The sequence below is a fragment of the Streptomyces sp. NPDC044063 genome (genome assembly GCF_056434285.1).
The window spans coordinates 70,744-87,632 of record NZ_JBWKFM010000029.1; the positions used below are offsets into that span (position 1 = coordinate 70,744).

At 74.4% G+C, this 16,889-nt stretch carries 13 protein-coding genes and 1 pseudogene; 9 read left to right on the forward strand and 5 right to left on the reverse strand.

All coding sequences use genetic code 11. The annotated features are described in order from the left end of the window. Positions 1–110 precede the first annotated feature (110 nt). Positions 111–746, forward strand: coding sequence for a hypothetical protein (locus tag AC07BS_RS28485; protein ID WP_478934917.1), 636 nt, complete (start codon positions 111–113; stop codon positions 744–746). Here the strand turns inward: AC07BS_RS28485 and AC07BS_RS28490 are convergent. After that, positions 727–1,983, reverse strand: a complete 1,257-nt coding sequence (locus AC07BS_RS28490; RefSeq protein ID WP_478934918.1) for an ATP-grasp domain-containing protein — start codon at positions 1,981–1,983, stop codon at positions 727–729. The genes AC07BS_RS28485 and AC07BS_RS28490 overlap by 20 nt on opposite strands. Positions 1,984–2,147: 164 nt before the next feature. Further along, the gene (locus tag AC07BS_RS28495; RefSeq protein WP_478650420.1) at positions 2,148–2,495 is read right to left on the reverse strand and encodes a hypothetical protein; all 348 of its coding nucleotides are present in this window, start codon (positions 2,493–2,495) and stop codon (positions 2,148–2,150) included. Between the two features lie 320 nt (positions 2,496–2,815). Here AC07BS_RS28495 and AC07BS_RS28500 point away from each other — a divergent pair, with 320 nt between their 5' ends. The 4 genes from AC07BS_RS28500 (at position 2,816) to AC07BS_RS28515 (ending at position 11,027) form a co-directional block, all read left to right on the forward strand. Next, positions 2,816–4,012 (forward strand): family 2 encapsulin nanocompartment cargo protein terpene cyclase, encoded by a 1,197-nt coding sequence (locus AC07BS_RS28500; protein WP_478650418.1) that lies wholly within the window; start codon positions 2,816–2,818, stop codon positions 4,010–4,012. Between the two features lie 64 nt (positions 4,013–4,076). Continuing rightward, on the forward strand, positions 4,077–4,937 hold the full coding sequence (locus tag AC07BS_RS28505) for a geranyl diphosphate 2-C-methyltransferase (RefSeq protein WP_478650416.1): 861 nt from the start codon (positions 4,077–4,079) through the stop codon (positions 4,935–4,937). A 243-nt stretch (positions 4,938–5,180) separates the two neighbouring features. Continuing rightward, the gene (locus tag AC07BS_RS28510; RefSeq protein ID WP_478934919.1) at positions 5,181–8,699 is read left to right on the forward strand and encodes an SDR family NAD(P)-dependent oxidoreductase; all 3,519 of its coding nucleotides are present in this window, start codon (positions 5,181–5,183) and stop codon (positions 8,697–8,699) included. A gap of 45 nt (positions 8,700–8,744) precedes the next feature. Beyond that, entirely contained in the window at positions 8,745–11,027 is a 2,283-nt protein-coding gene (locus tag AC07BS_RS28515) for an MMPL family transporter (protein WP_478934920.1), read from the forward strand. On the opposite strand, the gene yczE is transcribed toward AC07BS_RS28515, so the two are convergent. Further along, positions 11,024–11,719 carry a membrane protein YczE gene (gene yczE, locus AC07BS_RS28520; protein ID WP_478650410.1) on the reverse strand — a complete coding sequence of 232 codons (696 nt, stop codon included), beginning with the start codon at positions 11,717–11,719 and terminating at the stop codon, positions 11,024–11,026. The genes AC07BS_RS28515 and yczE overlap by 4 nt on opposite strands. A 208-nt stretch (positions 11,720–11,927) precedes the next feature. Between yczE and yczR the strand changes: the two genes are divergently transcribed. Together yczR and AC07BS_RS28530 are read left to right on the forward strand one after the other, a co-directional pair. Beyond that, positions 11,928–13,394 (forward strand): MocR-like transcription factor YczR, encoded by a 1,467-nt coding sequence (gene yczR, locus AC07BS_RS28525; RefSeq protein WP_478934921.1) that lies wholly within the window; start codon positions 11,928–11,930, stop codon positions 13,392–13,394. Between the two features lie 165 nt (positions 13,395–13,559). Beyond that, positions 13,560–14,354 carry a maleylpyruvate isomerase N-terminal domain-containing protein gene (locus AC07BS_RS28530; RefSeq protein WP_478934922.1) on the forward strand — a complete coding sequence of 265 codons (795 nt, stop codon included), beginning with the start codon at positions 13,560–13,562 and terminating at the stop codon, positions 14,352–14,354. A gap of 27 nt (positions 14,355–14,381) precedes the next feature. Here the strand turns inward: AC07BS_RS28530 and AC07BS_RS28535 are convergent, their stop codons facing one another. Continuing rightward, complete coding sequence (locus AC07BS_RS28535; protein ID WP_478650404.1) at positions 14,382–14,732, reverse strand: VOC family protein; 351 nt, start codon at positions 14,730–14,732, stop codon at positions 14,382–14,384. Between the two features lie 141 nt (positions 14,733–14,873). Next, entirely contained in the window at positions 14,874–15,272 is a 399-nt protein-coding gene (locus AC07BS_RS28540) for a hypothetical protein (protein ID WP_478650402.1), read from the reverse strand. A gap of 179 nt (positions 15,273–15,451) precedes the next feature. Here AC07BS_RS28540 and AC07BS_RS28545 point away from each other — a divergent pair, with 179 nt between their 5' ends. Further along, a complete protein-coding gene (locus AC07BS_RS28545; RefSeq protein WP_478650400.1) occupies positions 15,452–16,366 on the forward strand; it encodes a LysR family transcriptional regulator in 915 nt (304 codons plus the stop codon). A gap of 311 nt (positions 16,367–16,677) precedes the next feature. Continuing rightward, positions 16,678–16,889, forward strand: a pseudogene (locus tag AC07BS_RS28550) (transglycosylase SLT domain-containing protein); the annotation flags it as partial.

The window sequence follows — 16,889 nt, forward strand, 5'->3', positions numbered from 1 at the left end:
CCTCCGCGAGTTGGCCGGTCAGGCGCTTGCCGAGGAGCCGGGGCGTCGCGTATCGCGGTGAGGGTGCAGGGACACCGGGCACCGCGAGGCACCGCGAGAGGAGTCCGTTCGTGATCCATATGACCGAGACCCTGGCCGTGCAGACCGTCGAGGGCTTCCTCACCGCCGAGGAGACCACCGCGCTCACCAAGGTCCTGGACGAGCACCTCGCCGTCACGGGCTGGGTCCCCGCCCGCCCCAGCGAGGGGGTGACCCCGCCTCCGGCGGCGCGGGAGATCCTGGACGGCGCCATGCGGCGGGCCCTGCCGGTGCTGCGCCGGGCCTTCCCCTCGGCCCGGGCCACCGACCCGTGGCTCTACCACGACCTGAAACCGGGGGACAGGATCCGGCCGCACGTCCACGGCGTGGAGGACCCGGGGGCCCGGCCGCAGCGGATCGCACGGGTGGCGTTCAACCTCCAGGACGCGGAGTCGGGCGGGGAGTTCCACCTCGACACCGTGTCCCACGACGCCCTGTGGAGCGACGTCACCGCGCCCCTCGGCAGCGACTACGCCCCCGGCGCGCGCTTCGTCCACGCGATCACCGCCCGCAGCGGGCCCGTGCGGCTCGACGAGATCCCGCACACCCGCTGGATCTGCGCCCCGCCACCGGGCACCACCGTCGTCTACGGCGCCCAGCTCGTCCACGGCGTCCTGCCCGTCAGGGAGGGCCGGGTCCGGAAACTGATCACCAACCTCCTGGCCTGATGCCCGCCGTGTCCTGCCGCCCCCGGGCGCGTACGCCGCGCGCCAGCTGGGCGACCGCCTCCTCGGGGTCGCCCAGCAGCGCGCCCGGCGGCAGCGACCGCAGCCAGGTGCGGGCCGCCCGCTCGCGGCCTCGCGGGACGGTGAGGACGGGCCGGCAGTAGCCGCCGATCCACGGCCCCCGGTTGGCCGGGGTGCCCGGGAACGACATCAGGGAGGTCCCGGCCGGCGGGGGCGGCAGCACGGCGTCGGTGGCGCTGGGCAGTTCGAGGGCGATCCGGTCGGCGCGCGGGCGGCGGGGGGCGTGCCCGAGGACCGCGCGGGCGTGGGCGACGTGCGGGTCGCCGCCCGTGCTGGCCCAGCTCAGGTTGGACATCCCGCCGAGCCGTCCGTTCAGCTCGATGATCCGCAGCCGGCCGCCGCCGGTGACGGCGAAGTCCAGCTGCCACGGCCCCCACGGCCGGAACGCCCGGATGAGGTCGGTGACCACGGCCGTGAGCTCCGCGTGCGCCCGCGCGGGCAGCCCGGCGGGGGCGATCCGCACCCGCCGCCCCGGGGCGCAGTCCTCGCCGAGCCGCCCCAGGGACGCCACCGGCCAGGCGACGGTGGACTCCGCGACGGACAGGAGCTCGACGCCGAACTCGTCCCCCGTGACGGCCCGCTGCACCAGCACCGGGTACGTCACCTCCGCGCACACCCGGGCGAGCCGTTCCCCGTCGTCGCGCACCCAGTGGCGTCCGGCGTGGAAGTCGCTGCGGGCCTCCTTGACCAGGACGGGCGGACCGAGCTCGCGGACCGCCGCGCGCACCTCGGCGGCCGTGGGGCAGACCCGGGCGTCGGGGACGGGCCAGCCGCGCTCCAGCGCGGTCCGGTGGAAGGCGACCTTGTCGCTGGCCAGCACGGCGAACTCCGCCGTGTGCACGGCGACGCGCCGCTTGGCCGGTGCCCGCGCCGGTTCGCCCAGCCGGGCCGCGGCGTCCGCGTAGACCGGCAGGAACTGCTCCTGCCCGGGGCTTCCCAGGTTGGCGAAGGCCACGTCCGCGCCGTGGTCGTCGAGCAGCCGCAGCAGGCCCGGACCGGTCGGCGTGGCGGGGAGCGCGCCGCACACCGCGCCGTCCCCGAGGAACGACGCGAGGTCCACGGACCCCAGGACGACGACGTCCGCGCCACCGCGGCGGAGGGGCGGTACGACTCTGTCCGCCCGGAACTCACCCAGCACCACCACGCGCACCACCGGCACCGCCAACCCGTCGGACCGACCCGGACTCCGCCCCGCCACCATGAGGCTCCCGACGACCACGATGCCAGGGCGTATCCGGCGGATCGGCACAGGCCCGGCGCGTGCCCCTACGCGCCCGGGGGCCGCATGCCTGGGAACCGCACGCCGGGGGACCGCACGGGCGACTACGCCGCGGCCTCCAGGGCGTCGGCCCGCCGGCGCAGATCGGCGGCGATGTCGTCCCAGTCGGGGCCGTGGAGGTGGAGGCTGTCCGCGGCCTCGCGCAGCAGGGCCGGCTCGTCGGGCCGCTGGAGGAGGAGCAGGCGGTAGGCGAGGTTGCGTATCCACACGGGGAGGCGGCCCTCGACGACGGCCGGACCCAGTTCGCGCAGCATGGTGAGGATCGCGTCGGCGTCGGCGAAGGTGAGCTCCTCGACGAAGTGCTGCGGGTGGTGGGCGCCGCCGCAGGCGGGCAGGGGCCGGTAGTCGTCACCGAAGAGGCATCGGGCGTGCTCCGTCAGGCTGCTGTGCATGATCATCAGATTACGACGCCTTGATCCACTCGATGGAATCCGCGGCGGCTTGTGGTTGCCGTTACGTCAGCCTCTGCCGTGGTCGGTACCGACGAAATCGCGACAAAGAGGATGGGGTGAGGTGCGGCCATGACCGGGGAGTGGCGACTGAGCTGACGCGCCGACCGCGCGTGCGTATTCCGTCGTATCTACACCACCGCTCGACCGTATAAACATATCCAGCTACGTACGGATGAACGTGCACCGTTCTTGCTGTGCTGGAGCCCGTGGTCCCGCCACTCTGCTGGTCGATGCCCGCATGCGTAGCGAAGGGAACCCGGATGCCCCAGCTCGACGGTGCCACCCCGCTCGGGGCGGAGGCGCTGCGAGGTCTCCTCGCCGGGCCCACGGGTCTCGGTACGTCGGCGGCCCGCCAGTTCCGCGACTCCGCCGCGGCGGCCCTCGCGACCCCGACCGCCCCCGTCGCTCCGGAGGGACGCGCGGAGCCGCCCGCCGCGCCCCCCGCCCGGCCGGCGGACGACCGTACCGAGGGATCGTCCGGCTCCTCGCGTTCCTCCGTGCGCGTCCCCCCGCTCTACTGCCCCGACGCCGAGCGCGACGACCCGGCGCTCGGCGAAGAGGTCAACAACCGGCTCGTCGAATGGGCCGAGGAGATCGGCATCTTCGAGGGGCGCATCGAACGCCTGCGGTCCCACCACTTCGGGCGGCTGTTCATGCTCGCCCACCCCGACACCGACGACCCCGAGCGCATCCTGACCGCCGCCCGCTGCGGACTCGCCGAGTGGGCCGTCGACGATCACTGGGTCGACGAGGGCGAGGACACCTCCCCGGAGCTGATCGGCTCCCGCCTGGCCCTCGCCCACGCCGTCGTCGACCCCGTCCGGCTGCCCGCCCGCTATCTGGGGCAGTTCGAGAACGTCGTCCGCCGCGAGCCCGTCCTGCGCGCGTTCCGCTCCTGTTTGGACCACCTCGCCCGCATCGCCAGCCCCGTCCAGGTGGCACGGCTGCGCCACGAACTCGCCGTGATGTTCGTGGGCTACAACCAGGAGGGGGAGTGGCGCAGCTCGGGACGGCGGCCCGCCGTGTGGGAGTACATGCTCCACCGCTACGAGAACGCCTTCTACCCCTGCATGGTCCTCATCGACCCGGTCGGCGGCTACGAACTCCCGGCCGCGGAGTTCGCCGACGAGCGCGTACGCCGCACCTACCTCTACGCCGGTACGGCGAACGTCCTGCTCAACGACCTGTACTCGATGCACAAGGAAGACCCCACCGACACCAACCTCCCCAACCTCATCGCCGCCGAGGACAACTGCTCACTGCAGGAGGCCGTCGACCGCGCGGCCTGCGTCCACGACGAGCTGATGCGCACGGTGGAGGCGGAGTGCGCCGCGCTGAGCGCCGCCGGCTCCCCCGCGCTGCGCCGCTACCTCGCCGGGCTGTGGGCGTGGATGGGCGGCAGCAAGGAGTGGCACGCGACCAGCCCCCGCTACACCGGCGCCACGCCGGCCCAGTGACCCCGTCGCCGCACACAGTTTGCCGATTGATCGATATCTCGAAAGACCCTGCAGAGGAGACACGGTGACCATTCAGGAGACCCGCCCCGCCTCGGTGCTCGCCAGCGCCTACCAGCGGTCCGTCGCCGAGTACTGGAACCACGAGAAGAACCCCGTCAACCTCCGCCTCGGCGAGGTGGACGGCATCTACCACCACCACTACGGCATCGGCGACGTCGACTGGTCCGTCCTGGAGGGACCCGAGGAGACCCGCGACGAGCGGATCACCGCCGAGCTGCACCGCCTGGAGTGCGCCCAGGCGGACCTGCTGCTCGGCCACCTCGGCACCGTCACCCCCGACGACCGGCTGCTCGACTCCGGTTCGGGCCGCGGCGGCAGCAGCCTCGTCGCCAACCAGCGGTTCGACTGCCACGTCGACGGCATCTCCATCTCCGAGACCCAGGTGGCCTTCGCCAACGAGCAGGCCGAGAAGCGCGGCGTGGCCGACAAGGTGCGCTTCCACCTCAAGAACATGCTGGACACGGGCTTCGAGACGGGCCGCTTCCGGGCCATCTGGAACAACGAGAGCACCATGTACGTGGACCTCTCCCAGCTGTTCCCCGAGTACGCCCGCATGCTCCGGCACGGCGGCCGCTATGTGACCATCACCGGCTGCTACAACGACACCTACGGACTGCCGTCCCGGGCCGTCAGCGAGATCAACGCCCACTACATCTGCGACATCCACCCCCGCAGCAGCTACTTCAAGGAGATGGCCCGCAACCGTCTCGTCCCGGCCGCCGTCGTGGACCTCACCGAGGCCACCATCCCGTACTGGGAGCTGCGCGCCCAGTCGCCGCTGGCCACCGGCATCGAGAAGGCCTTCCTGACCGCGTACAAGGACGGCAGCTTCCAGTACCTCCTGATCGCCGCCGACCGGGTCTGACCGTCCGGCGCACCGTCTGACGCACCTTTCCGACGATCTTCCGGTCCCCGGCGATCCCGCCGGGGACCTTTCACGCGCGGGCCATCCGTGGGGCCCACGGGTCAAAGAGCGCCCGGCGTGCCTCACCTGTCCGGGTGCAGATGGCGGGGGAGCGGGTTTCGGGGAAGGTCCCGGGCGGCGGTCCGTGATGAATTGGCGGGGAGTGCCCCTGTTCTCCCCGCCCACGGTATGCGAGGTGCGCGTATGACCGCCGGAGCCGGATGCCTCACCACGGTGCTGCGCGCCGCGCCCCTGCCCGGCACCCCGGTGCCACCGTCCCCGCTGCCCCCACCGTCCGCCGTCCTGGCGGCGGCCCGGGCCGTGACGGCACCCGACGACCTCGCGGCGGTCGACGCCTTCGCCGGGATCGCCGCCCGCTGCAAGGAGATCGCGGCCCACTTCACGGCCGCCGCGATCGACCGGCTCTTGCCGCCCGCCCTCGCCGGTGCCTCCGCCCCCGGATTCACGTCCGACGACCTCGTCGCCGCGGGCGTCCGGCCCCACCACCGCCGCGTCCTCGCCACGCTGACGGCCGACGCCGCCCGGCACGGCCTGCTGGAACCGGTGGGGCCGGCCGGCGAACGGCACCGGCGGACCCGTACGGCGGCCGAGCCGGAACGCCTCGTCCGGGCCGCCGTCCACGACATGCCGTCCGCCACCGCCGCGTGGACGCTGTACGACACCTGCGGCAGCGAGCTCGCCGCCGTCCTCACCGGCCGCCGCGACCCGGCAGAGCTGCTCCTCGCCGAGGACGACCCGCCGGCCGAGGGCTTCGAGCATCTGCTGCGCCCGTACCACCGCCACGCGGCCGCACTGCTGCGCCACGCCATCGCCTCGTGGCCCGGTGACCGGCCGCTGCGCGTCCTCGAACTCGGCGGCGGCAGCGGCCTGTTCGCCGCCACCCTGCTGCCCCAGCTGCCCCCGCACCTCACCCACTACGTCCTCACCGACGCCTCCGGGGACCGCCTCCACCACGCCCGGCAGCGCCTCGCCGGCCACGACGTCGTGACGTACGAACCCCTGGACGTGGACCGCGACCTCGACGAACAGGGTTTCGGTGAACGCTCCTACGACGTGGTCGTCGCCGGGAACGCCCTGCGCACCGCGCGGGACCTCCCCGCCGCGCTGGAGCGCGTCGGCGGACTGCTCGCCGACGGCGGCCACCTGCTGGTGCTGGAGTGCCAGGACGCGGCCCTGCTCGCCCCGACCACAAGGCTCCTCGCGGGTGACGACGCGTGGCCGGACGGCCCGCCCGGGGCCACGCCGCTCGAACGGGCCGGCTTCTCCGACGTCGTCCACACAGGACGGGGGCCGTACGCGCTGCTGCTCGCCGCCCGGACGCCCCGTCAGGAGGAACCGGCCGTACGGGACGCACCGCACCGATCGGCGGCACCGGTGCCCCGGGCCGCCTGGTTCGTGGCGGCCGAGCGGGAGACGTCGCCGGTCGCGCGGGCCCTGGCGGCCGCGCTGCGGCACGCGGTCCGGGCCGACGTACAGGTCGTCGCCGCCTCCGGCCACGCGTGGGCCCCCGTGACGCCCCCGGACGCCGAACGTGCCCATGTCGTCCTGCTCTGCGACGACTCCACCGCCGGGCCGCCGGTGGAACGGGCCGTCGCCCGGGTCGCCGCCCTGCGGTCCGTCGCCCGGGCGTGCGCCATGATGCCGGAGCGCCTCGACCCGGTCGTCCACGTCGTCCTGGCCGGCTCCGGGACGGCCATGACGACGCCCCCGTCCACGCGCGAGGCGGACGCCGCGCTGTGGGGCGCGGCACGGTCGCTCGCGGCCGAGCGGCACGGGCCGCGCGTCAAGCGCGTCGCGCTCGTCCGGGGCGCGTCCGACGACGACTCCGCGCCCGCGATCGCCGCGCTCGTCGCCGAACTCCTGGCGGACTCCCCGCAGGACGAGGTCGTCCTCACACCCGCCGGACGCTTCGTGCCCCGCCTGCGGCCGGCGGACACCCCCGCTCCCGGCCCGGCCTCCGGCCCCGGCCCGTACGTCCTCCGGGCCCACGACCCCGGCCCGGGCCACCGGCTGCGGTGGGAGGAGGAACCACCGCCGGTCCCGGGCCCCGGCCAGGTCGCCGTACGGGTGCGGGCCGGTGCCCTCGACCACCGGGACGTGCCGGCGGCGACCGGCACGGTCCCGCCCGTCCACCAGGAGGACGGTGTCCCCCGGCTCGGCCTGGAGTGCGCGGGCGAGGTCACCGCCGCCGGACCGGGCGTCACCGCCTTCCGGCCCGGCGACCGGGTGTACGGGTTCCCGCGCGCGGGCCTGGCGACGTACGTCCTGGCCGACGTGGACCGCGTCGCGCGCGTGCCGGACGGCATGTCCTTCGCCGACGCCGCCACCCTCCCGGTCGCGTACTGCGCGGTCCACCACGCCCTCGACCACCTGGCGCGACTGCGCCCGGGGGAGACCCTCCTCGTGCACGAGGCCGCCCGAGGGGCCGGGCCGGCGGCCCTCCGCCTCGCGCGGGCCCGGGGCGCCAGGGTGATCGCGACCGCGGGCACCGAGGCCGGACGGCACCTGCTGCGCCTCCTGGGGGTGCGGCACGTCCTCGACTCCCGGACGCCCGCCCTCGCCGACGAGGTGCGGGACGTCATGGGCGGCCGCGGGGTGGACGTGGTCCTCGACCCCGTGGGCGGCGAGGCCCGCGTCCGGAGCCTGGAACTCCGCGCCGAGGGCGGGCGGTTCGTGGCGCTCGGCGGGCGCGACCTCGCCGACGACCCGGCGTGCTTCGCCGTCGACGTCTCCCGCCTGACGCGCCCCGGCGATCCGGCCGCCACCGCGCTCCTCCACGAGGTGGCCCGGCTCGTCGACGACGGGACGTACGGGCCGCTGCCCCACCGGACGTACCCGCCCGACCGGACGGACGAGGCCTTCCACCTCCTGCGGCGGGCGCGGCACGTGGGCAAGGTGGTCCTGGAGCTCGGCGAGTCCCCTCTCGCTCCCGCCTCCCGGCCCGGGGCGCGGCAGCCGCGCGGACCTGTACCGGGCATCGACCCGGACGCCACCTACCTGATCACCGGCGGGTTCGGCGGGCCGGGCGCGGCCACGGCCCGCTGGCTGGCCCGGCGCGGGGCCCGGCATCTGACCCTGGTCGGCCGGCGCGGCGCGACCGCGCCCGGGGCGGCCCCGCTGCTGCGGGACCTGGCCGGCCTGGGGGTGACGGTCGCCCCGTTCGCCGCCGATGCCGCCGACCTCGACGCGATGCGGCGCGTATTCGCCGCCTGCCGCGGCGCGGGGCGGCCGGTCCGGGGGATCGTCCACGCCTGCGCGGTCCACGACGACGCCGCGCTCGCCGACGTCACGGACGACCGGTTGCGCGCCGTGCTGACACCGGTGATCGGTGGCGGCCAGGTGCTCGACACGCTGACCCGCAGTCGCCGACCCGACTTCTTCCTCGTCCACGGCTCGGCCGGGGCGCGGACCGGCGGCGACGGGCAGGCCGCCCGTACCGCCGCGCACCTCGGCGCGGAGGCGCTGGTCCACTGGCGACGCGCCGCCGGGGAGCACGCGGTGGCCGTCCGGTGGCCGCTGCCGCTGCCCACCGGGACCTCCGCCGCCGTCTTCGCGGTCCTCGACCGGCTGCTGCTCGGCCGGAACACCCCGGACGCGGTCGTCACCGTCGGCGACCGGCCGCCGGGCGAGGGCGCGGAGAAGGAGCCGGCAACGCCACACGAACGGTCGTCGTGGGAGGGCGGTGTGCCTGCCCGGCGGTGATCCTGGTGGCGCCGTGCCAGCCCTCCCCGTACCCCGGAGCCGCCCGTGAGGCCGTCGCCGCGCCCGCCCCGCGCGCCGGGGGAACGCCGGGCCGCCCGGGGCGGGCTGCGAGGGCTCGGGGAGTGGTGCGCCCGGCACTCCGTCGTCGTCATCGTCCTCTGGCTGGCGGTCCTCGGCGCCGTCCAGGGGCTGAACAAGCCCTTCGGGGGAGAGTTCTCGGACGACTTCACCCTCCCCGGCACCCAGTCGCTGCACGGCCTCGACGTCCTCAAGGCCCACGACCCGGCGGCAGGCGGCTACAGCGCCCCGGTGGTCCTGCACGACGCGGCGCGACCCCTGACCGCCGTCTCCGGCCGGATCGACGGCGCGGTCACGAGCCTCGGGCGGCTCCCGCACGTCCTGGCGGCGGTGAACCCCCTTCCCCCGCCGCCCCCGCCGTCCCCGCAGGGAAGCACGAAGCCACCGCCCGCCGGTGCGGGGAGCTCCAGTGGCCCGTTGTCCTCCGACGGCCGCACGGCGTACATCACGGTCCGGTTCGACACCCCGCCGCTCACGCTCGGCGACGCCTACCTCCACGGCGTCGACCAGGCGGTGGCTCCGCTGCGCGCCGCCGGGGTGGAGGTGGAGTACGGCGGGCCGCTGGGCGAGCTCGCGCGGCCGGCGCCGGACGACCGCGTCAGCGAACTCATCGGCTTCGGCGCGGCGATCGTCGTCCTGCTGATCGGGTTCGGCAGCGTCCTGGCCGCGGTGATGCCCCTGCTGACCGCGCTCGTCGGCGCCGTCGCGGGGCTGGGCTGCCTGGGGCTGTTCGCCGCCGCGTTCACCTTCGCCACCGTCTCGCCGACGCTCGCGACGATGATCGGCCTGGGCGTGGGCATCGACTACGCCCTCTTCCTCATCACCCGTCACCGGCAGAACGTCATGGACGGCATGGACCCGGCCGTCAGCGCGGGCCGGACAGTGGCCACCAACGGCCGGGCCGTCGTGGTCTCCGGCTGCACCGTCATCGTCGCCCTGGCCGGACTGTGGGTCTCCGGCGTCTCGTTCATCGGGAAGCTCGGCATCGCGGCAGCCATCACCGTCGTCACCGCGGTCCTCACCGCGCTCACGCTCGTCCCGGCCCTGCTCGGTCTCGTCGGACGCCGCATCGACCGCTACCACGTGCGCACCCCGGTCGCGGAGACGCCTCCCGGCACGCCCGGTGGCGAGGCCCACGGGGGCTGGCACCGCTACGCGCGGCGCGTGGAGCACCACCCCTGGTGGTTCCTCGCCGTCGGCCTCGTCATCGTGGGCGTCCTGGCGATCCCGGTCTTCTCCATCCGGCTCGGGCACATCGGGGACGGTGCCGACCCCACGAGCTTCACCGACCGCCGCGCCTACGACCTGATGTCCTCGGCCTTCGGCCCGGGCTCCAACGGCCCCCTGACCCTCGTCATCGACCAGAGCGCGGTCCCGGCCGCCGACCGGTCCGCGCTGGCCGGGCAGGCGTCCCGGGCCCTCACCGGCGTCACCGGCGCCGCCGGCGTCAGCCCCCTGCGACCCACCCCGGACGGCGACGTCCTGACCGCCACCGCCCTGTCCGCGGTCTCGCCGCAGGACGCCGGCACGACCGACCTGGTCAACCGACTCAAGGACGACGTCCTGCCGCGGGCGGTGTCCGGCACCGCCGCGCACGGCTACGTCACCGGCACCACGGCCGCCCAGGTCGACTTCCTCGACATCGTCGCGGCCCGCCTGCCGTGGATCATCGCGGTGGTCGTCGGCCTGGCCTTCCTCATCATCCTGATCGTGTTCCGCGGCGTGCTCGTCGCCCTCAAGGCGGCCGTGCTCAACGTCGTCTCGATCGGCGCCTCGTACGGCGTCGTCGTCGCCGTCTTCCAATGGGGCTGGGGCGGCCCCGCGCTGGGCGTCAACGGGACCGTGCCCATCGAGAGCTATGTGCCCATGATGATGTTCGCCATCGTGTTCGGCCTGAGCATGGATTACGAGATCTTCCTGCTCTCCCGCGTCCACGAGGCCTGGCTGCGCACCGGCGACACCCGGGACGGCGTGGCCCACGCGCTGGAGATCACCGCCAGGGTGATCACCTGTGCCGCGCTCATCATGACCAGCGTCTTCGCGGCCTTCATCGTCAGCGACAACGTCGTCGTCAAGATGCTCGGCCTGGGGCTGGCGGTGAGCGTCCTCATCGACGCCACCGTCGTCCGGCTGCTCCTCGTCCCGGCGTCGATGACACTGCTCGGCGGCGCCAACTGGTGGACGCCCCGCCGGCTCGACCGGATCCTGCCCCACATCGACCCCGAGGGCACGGACCACGAGACCGCCTAGCGGCGGGGGCCGACGGGTTCGTGGCCGAGGACGAGCGGCGGAGTGCTCTCGACGGCATCGCTCCGGCCTGCGCTCCGGTCGATGCCCCGGTACGCGAACAGCGGCAGGAACGCCTGCGTGACGGGCCCGACCGCGAGCGCGTAGACCACCGTGCCGACCCCCACCGTCCCGCCCAGCAGCCAGCCCACCGCGAGCACGGTGGCCTCGATGAGCGTGCGGACGAGCCGGAGGGAGCGGCCCGTCCTGGCGGCGGTACCCGTCATCAGGCCGTCCCGGGGGCCCGGCCCGAGGCGCGCGCCGACGTACACGGCCCCGGCCAGACCGTTGAGCAGGACGCCGCCGAGGAGCAGGGCCGCCCGGGCGGGGAGGTCCGCCGGCCGCGGCACCAGCGAGAGGCCGAGATCCGACGCGCAGGCCAGGACGACGATGTTGGCGAAGGTGCCGAACCGCGGCACCTGCCGGAGCGGTATCCACAACAGCAGCACCAGGACGCCGGTCACGCCGCCGGCCGCGCCGAAGCTCAGCGGGGTATGGCGCTCCACGCCCTCGTACAGCACGTTCCACGGACTCACGCCCAGCGAGGACCGGACCAGGAGCGCGAGGCTGAAGCCGTACAGCGCCAGGCCGGCGAACAACTGGGGGATCCGGACGAACGGACGCTCACCGAGGGGGACGTAGGAGAGCGGCGGCACGCCCCGCCCGCGGGGCCTCCCGCGCCGACCCCACCCACCACGCCCTTCCCCACCCGTCGTCTCCCGCCTCATGCCGACCGCCTCCTGTGCGCCGATCCGTCATCCGGTGCCGCGAGGAACGTCGTCGCGTTCCCCCACGGCCATTGGCAGTGAGTCTGTACAGTGATTGGCCCGGAGAACATGACCAATTCAGGGGGAGTGGTCGAAGATGGCCGCCTCGCACGCCCGCCCCACCGGCGCGACCCTGGGCGGCAGGCAACTGGCCGCCCTGCTGCCCGACCTGACGGGAACGAAGCCCGCCTTCCGTCACCTGGCCCAGGAGATCGGCACGCTGATCCTCGACGGGCGGATCGCCCTCCACACCCGGCTCCCGGCCGAACGCGAGCTGGCCGTGGCCCTGAACACCAGCAGGGCCACCGTGACCGCCGTCTACGACCTGCTGCGCGAGGGCGGTTACGCGTACAGCCGCCAGGGCTCCGGCACCTGGACCGCCCTGCCGGAAGGCCGCACCACCAGGGCCCTCGCCCGCGCCCTCACCCCGCCCGACGCCGCCATCAACCTGGCCACGGCGGCCCCCGGACTGCCCGAGCGGATGCTCGTCGACGCGCTCGCCCACGTCACCCCGCACCTGGCCGGTCACGCCGACACCCCCGGCTACCACCCCTACGGCCTGCCCGCCCTCCGAGCGGCCGTCGCCGACCGCTTCACCCGGCGCGGCCTGGCCACCCTGCCCGAGCAGATCCTCGTGACCGCCGGCGCCCAGCACGCCCTCACCCTGGTCCTCGGACTGCTCTGCGGGCCCGGCGACCGCGTCATGGTCGAGAACCCGTCCTACCCCAACGCCCTCGAATCCCTGCGCCGCGCCCGGCTCCGCACCGTCCCCGTCCCGGTGACCGACGCCGGCTGGGACATCGAGATCGTCGAATCGACGCTCCGCGAGGTGGTGCCCCGGCTGGCCTATCTGATCCCCGACTTCCACAACCCGACCGGCCGCCTCATGCCCGCCCCCGAGCGCGCCCGCGTCCTGCGGGCCGCCGAACGCTCCGGCACCTGGCTGGTCGTCGACGAGACGCTCGCCGACCTCGCCCTCGACGTCCCCGCCCCGCCGCCCTTCGCCTCCCACGCCGGGCCCGGCGGCAGCGGACAGGTGATCACGATCGGCTCGATGAGCAAGACCCACTGGGGCGGCCTGCGCATCGGCTGGCTGCGCGCCCCCTCGCCCCTGGTGACCGAACTCGCCGGCCAGCGCATGGCCAACGACATGGGCGGCTCGGTCCTGGACCAGCTCCTGGCCCTCCACCTGCTCACCCGGGCCGGCGACCTGCTGCCGCCCCGCCTCGACCAGTTGCGCGTCCAACGCGCCGCCCTGGCCGACGCCCTCACCGAACACCTGCCGCACTGGACCTGGCGGTCACCGCCCGGCGGCCTCTCCCTCTGGGTCGACCTGGGCGCCCCCATCGGCCCGGCCCTGACCGACCGCGCGCTCGAACGCGGCGTGCGCATCGAGAGCGGCGGCTACTTCGGCGCCCACCCGGGCCTCTTCGAACAACGCCTGCGCATCCCCTACACCGCCCCCGTCGACACCCTGCGCGAGGCCGTCCACCGCATGGCCACCGCGCTCGCCGACGGCCTGCCGCCCACCAGCACGTCGCGCCGCCCGCACTGGATCGCCTGACGGCCCGGTACGGCCCACGGCGTCGTGCCCCCGCGCCGCGCCCTCGCGCAGCCGAATGCCGAGGGCGGGGCGGGGGTCGCGGCCGACGATGAACCCACCGCGCGTCGCCGTCGCCCCGGGAACCAGGCGGGAACGGTCCGCCGACGAGACCCGAGTGAGGACCCCGTGGACTTCGGCCGTCACTGTTCCGAGATCGTCGAGCAGATCGACCTGCTGTGCTCGCACGTCGCCGGTGCGGACATGACGCTCCCCGTGCCGACCTGCCCCGGCTGGAACCTCGGCCAACTCCTGCGCCATCTCGGCGGCGCCCAGCGCTGGGTCGAGGAGACGGTACGGACCCGGGCCGACGGGCCGATCCCGGAGGACTTCTTCCGCGACCTCTCCCCGTACACCGACGAGGACCCCGCCGAACTCTGCCCCTGGCTCGCCGAGGGTGCGGCGCTCCTGGCGCACACCCTGCGGGACGCCGGCCCCGACCTGCGGGTATGGACCCCCGTCCCCGGCGGGACCGCCCGCTTCCACGCCCGCAGGGCCGCGCACGAGACCGCCGTCCACCGGGCCGACGCGGTCCTGGCCCTCGGCGCCATGTACACCGTCGAGGAGGAGGTCGCCCTCGACGCCCTCGACGAGTGGATGGAACTGGGCGCGCTGCCGATGATGCTCGAGATCCGTCCCAGGACCCGCGAGCTGCTCGGCCCCGGCCGCACCTTCCACCTCCACGCCACCGACACCGCGCCCGGGGCGCGGGCCGACTGGCTGGTCGACCTCACCGGCGACGTCATCGCCTGGCGGCGCACGGACGGGACGACCGCCGCGACGACCGCCGTCTCCGTACGGGCCCCGCTGACCGACCTGCTCCTGCTCGTCTACCGGCGACTGCCCGCGGGCAGCGAACGAGTGGAGGTCCGGGGTGACGCCGGGCTGCTGGACTTCTGGCTGGAGCGGGTGCCCTTCGGGTGAGGGGCGGAGAGCAGGGGAAGCGGTGGCTCACAGACTGTGCGCGACGGGGTGGAGCGGCTGGTACAGCGGGAGTTCGGCGCCGCTCGGCAGCCGCACCGCCGTCAGCCGTCCCCACGCCTGTTCGCTCACGGGCCGCGTGATCTCCACGTCGCGGGCCGTCAGCCTCACGAGCACGGCGTCCAGGTCGTCGCACATCAGATAGACCTCGTGCCGCGGCTCGTCGTCCGTCGGGTGCACCGCGACCTCGGCCGGCGGCAGTTTGAAGATCAGCCAACCGTGCCCGGCGTCCACGTGGGCGAATTCCAGCACGTCCCGGATGAAGGCCCGGTCCGCCTCCGCGTCCCGGCTGTAGAAGATCACATGCGCGCCGCTGAACATGTGCCGATCATGAGCGGCCCGAAGCCCGGCGGCAAGGAGGCGCCGCCGACGCCGCCGCCGTCACCCCTGACCGGCCCCAGCCCCGTCCCCGGGGCCGGGGGGACGGAGCTGGGGCGAGGCGTCAGCGGGTCCGGTGGGCGATCACCACTGGGTGATGCCCATGGTCTTCGCCGCGCTGTGGATCGCGTTGTAGTGCGGTATCGACATGCCGGACTTCTTGTTCTTCTCCGGGAGCTTCTTGTCGGTCTGCCGGAACTCGTCCCGGGACGCGGCCAGCAGGCTGGTCCCGTAGCTGACGGGCACGTCGTCCTTCCCGTGGACGGGATGCGACTTGGCGGCCGTCTGGCTGCCGGCCCCCGCCAGGATGCTCCGGGCCTGGTTGTACGCGGCGGGCTTGATCGTCTTGGGGTTCGGCGCCACCGTGTGGACGCCGGCCACCGCCTGGGTGTGCGTCACGACGGCGGAGGCGGGGGCGATGGCGGCGGCGACGACGCCGGCGGCCAGCGCCGCGGCGATCCCGGTTCGGGCGATGAGTTTCATGAGTACCTCACGTGCTCGTTTGCTCGACGAAAACGGATTCCGGCCGGTGTCTCCCACCCTGGGACCACCGCCCGCCCACCGTCCAATTCCTCATCCGGAACGGCTGATACGCCGCGGGTATCACCACCGCTCAGGCCGTACCCGCGTTCCGTGCATGTGACACGGAATACAGTCGTGACATGCCTGAGACGTCCGACTCCTCCGCGGATCTGGATTTACGCCTGGTCCGTCACTTCACCGTCGTCGCCGAGCAACGGCACTTCGGCCGGGCCGCCGCCGTCCTGCACCTCGCCCAGCCGTCCCTGAGCCGGCAGATCCGCCGCCTCGAGGAAAGCCTGGGGGCCCGGCTGCTGGACCGCACACCCCAGGGCGCCCGGCTCACCGAGGCCGGCGAGGCCTTCCTGCGGCACGCCAGGACGCTCCTACGGTCCGCGGCGCAGGCCGTGGCACAGGCCCGGGCGGCCGCCGAGCCCGCCCACGTCACCATCGGCTACACCACCGGCCTCATCGTCACCCCCGCCGTGCGCGACCTGCGCCGACGGCACCCGGACGCCGAGGTGCGCACGCTCTACCTGGCATGGAACGAACCGCGCGGCGCCCTGCTGGAGCACCGCGCCGACGCCGTGGTGGCCAGGATGCCGTTCGCGACCGACGGCCTCCAGGTGACGGTCCTGCACGACGAGCCGCGGCTGCTCATGGTCCCGGTGGACCACCGTCTCGCCGGCAGGGCCTCCGTCAGCCTCGCCGACATCGCCGACGAGCCCATGGTCAGCCTCCCCGACCCGATGTGGAACGCCTTCTGGCGCGTCGACCCCCGCCCCGACGGGCGCCCGGCGCCCGGCGGTCCCCTGGTGGAGACGGTCGAGGACAAGCACGAGGTGATCGCGAGCGGCCAGGCCGTGGCCATCGTGCCGGCGGGGGCCCGGACGACCAACCGCCGCCCGGACCTCGTCACGATCGCCCTGGAGGGTGTCGACCCCGGTCGCGTCGTCCTCGCCACCCGCACCGACGACCGCAGGCGCCTCATCGGCGCCTTCCGCGACGCGGCCCTCGCCCATCTCACCGGCCCGCCCCAGCCCCGGGACATGCCCTGAGAGCTCGGTCGCCGGTGTAGCGGACCGGTCGCGGTGGGTGGTGGATCAAGGGTGTGGGTGTGGGGCCGGGCACGTGGGCCCCGTCACATACGAGGGTGGGTCGTAGGGCCGGAGGTCCTAATTGGGGCATTCCGGGGCGTTGGGGTGGGTGTTTTACGGGGTTTGGCCGTAGGTCACACCCTTTGTCAGGGGGTTTTCGGGCCGCTAACAATGGCTGGGTCGCACGGCGCCGTCGACCGGGAAACGGCGCTTCTGTTATGCGCCACGTCCGGCCTCTGCGACACAAGCGATCGGAAGGGTTTTAGTTCCTCATGCGTTCCACCGTCTCCGGCTATACCGCTCTGTCCAAGGCCCACAAGTTCTCCGCCGCCGGTCTCGTCACGGCCGCTGGTGCCGCCGCGCTGACGTTCGCGCTGGTGCCGCAGGCCTCCGCCGCCGACGCCCACACCACCGGTGGTGTGAAGACGGTGGCGCTGAGCGCGCAGGAGTTCGGTGTGACGCAGGACGGCGAGCTGGCCAAGGC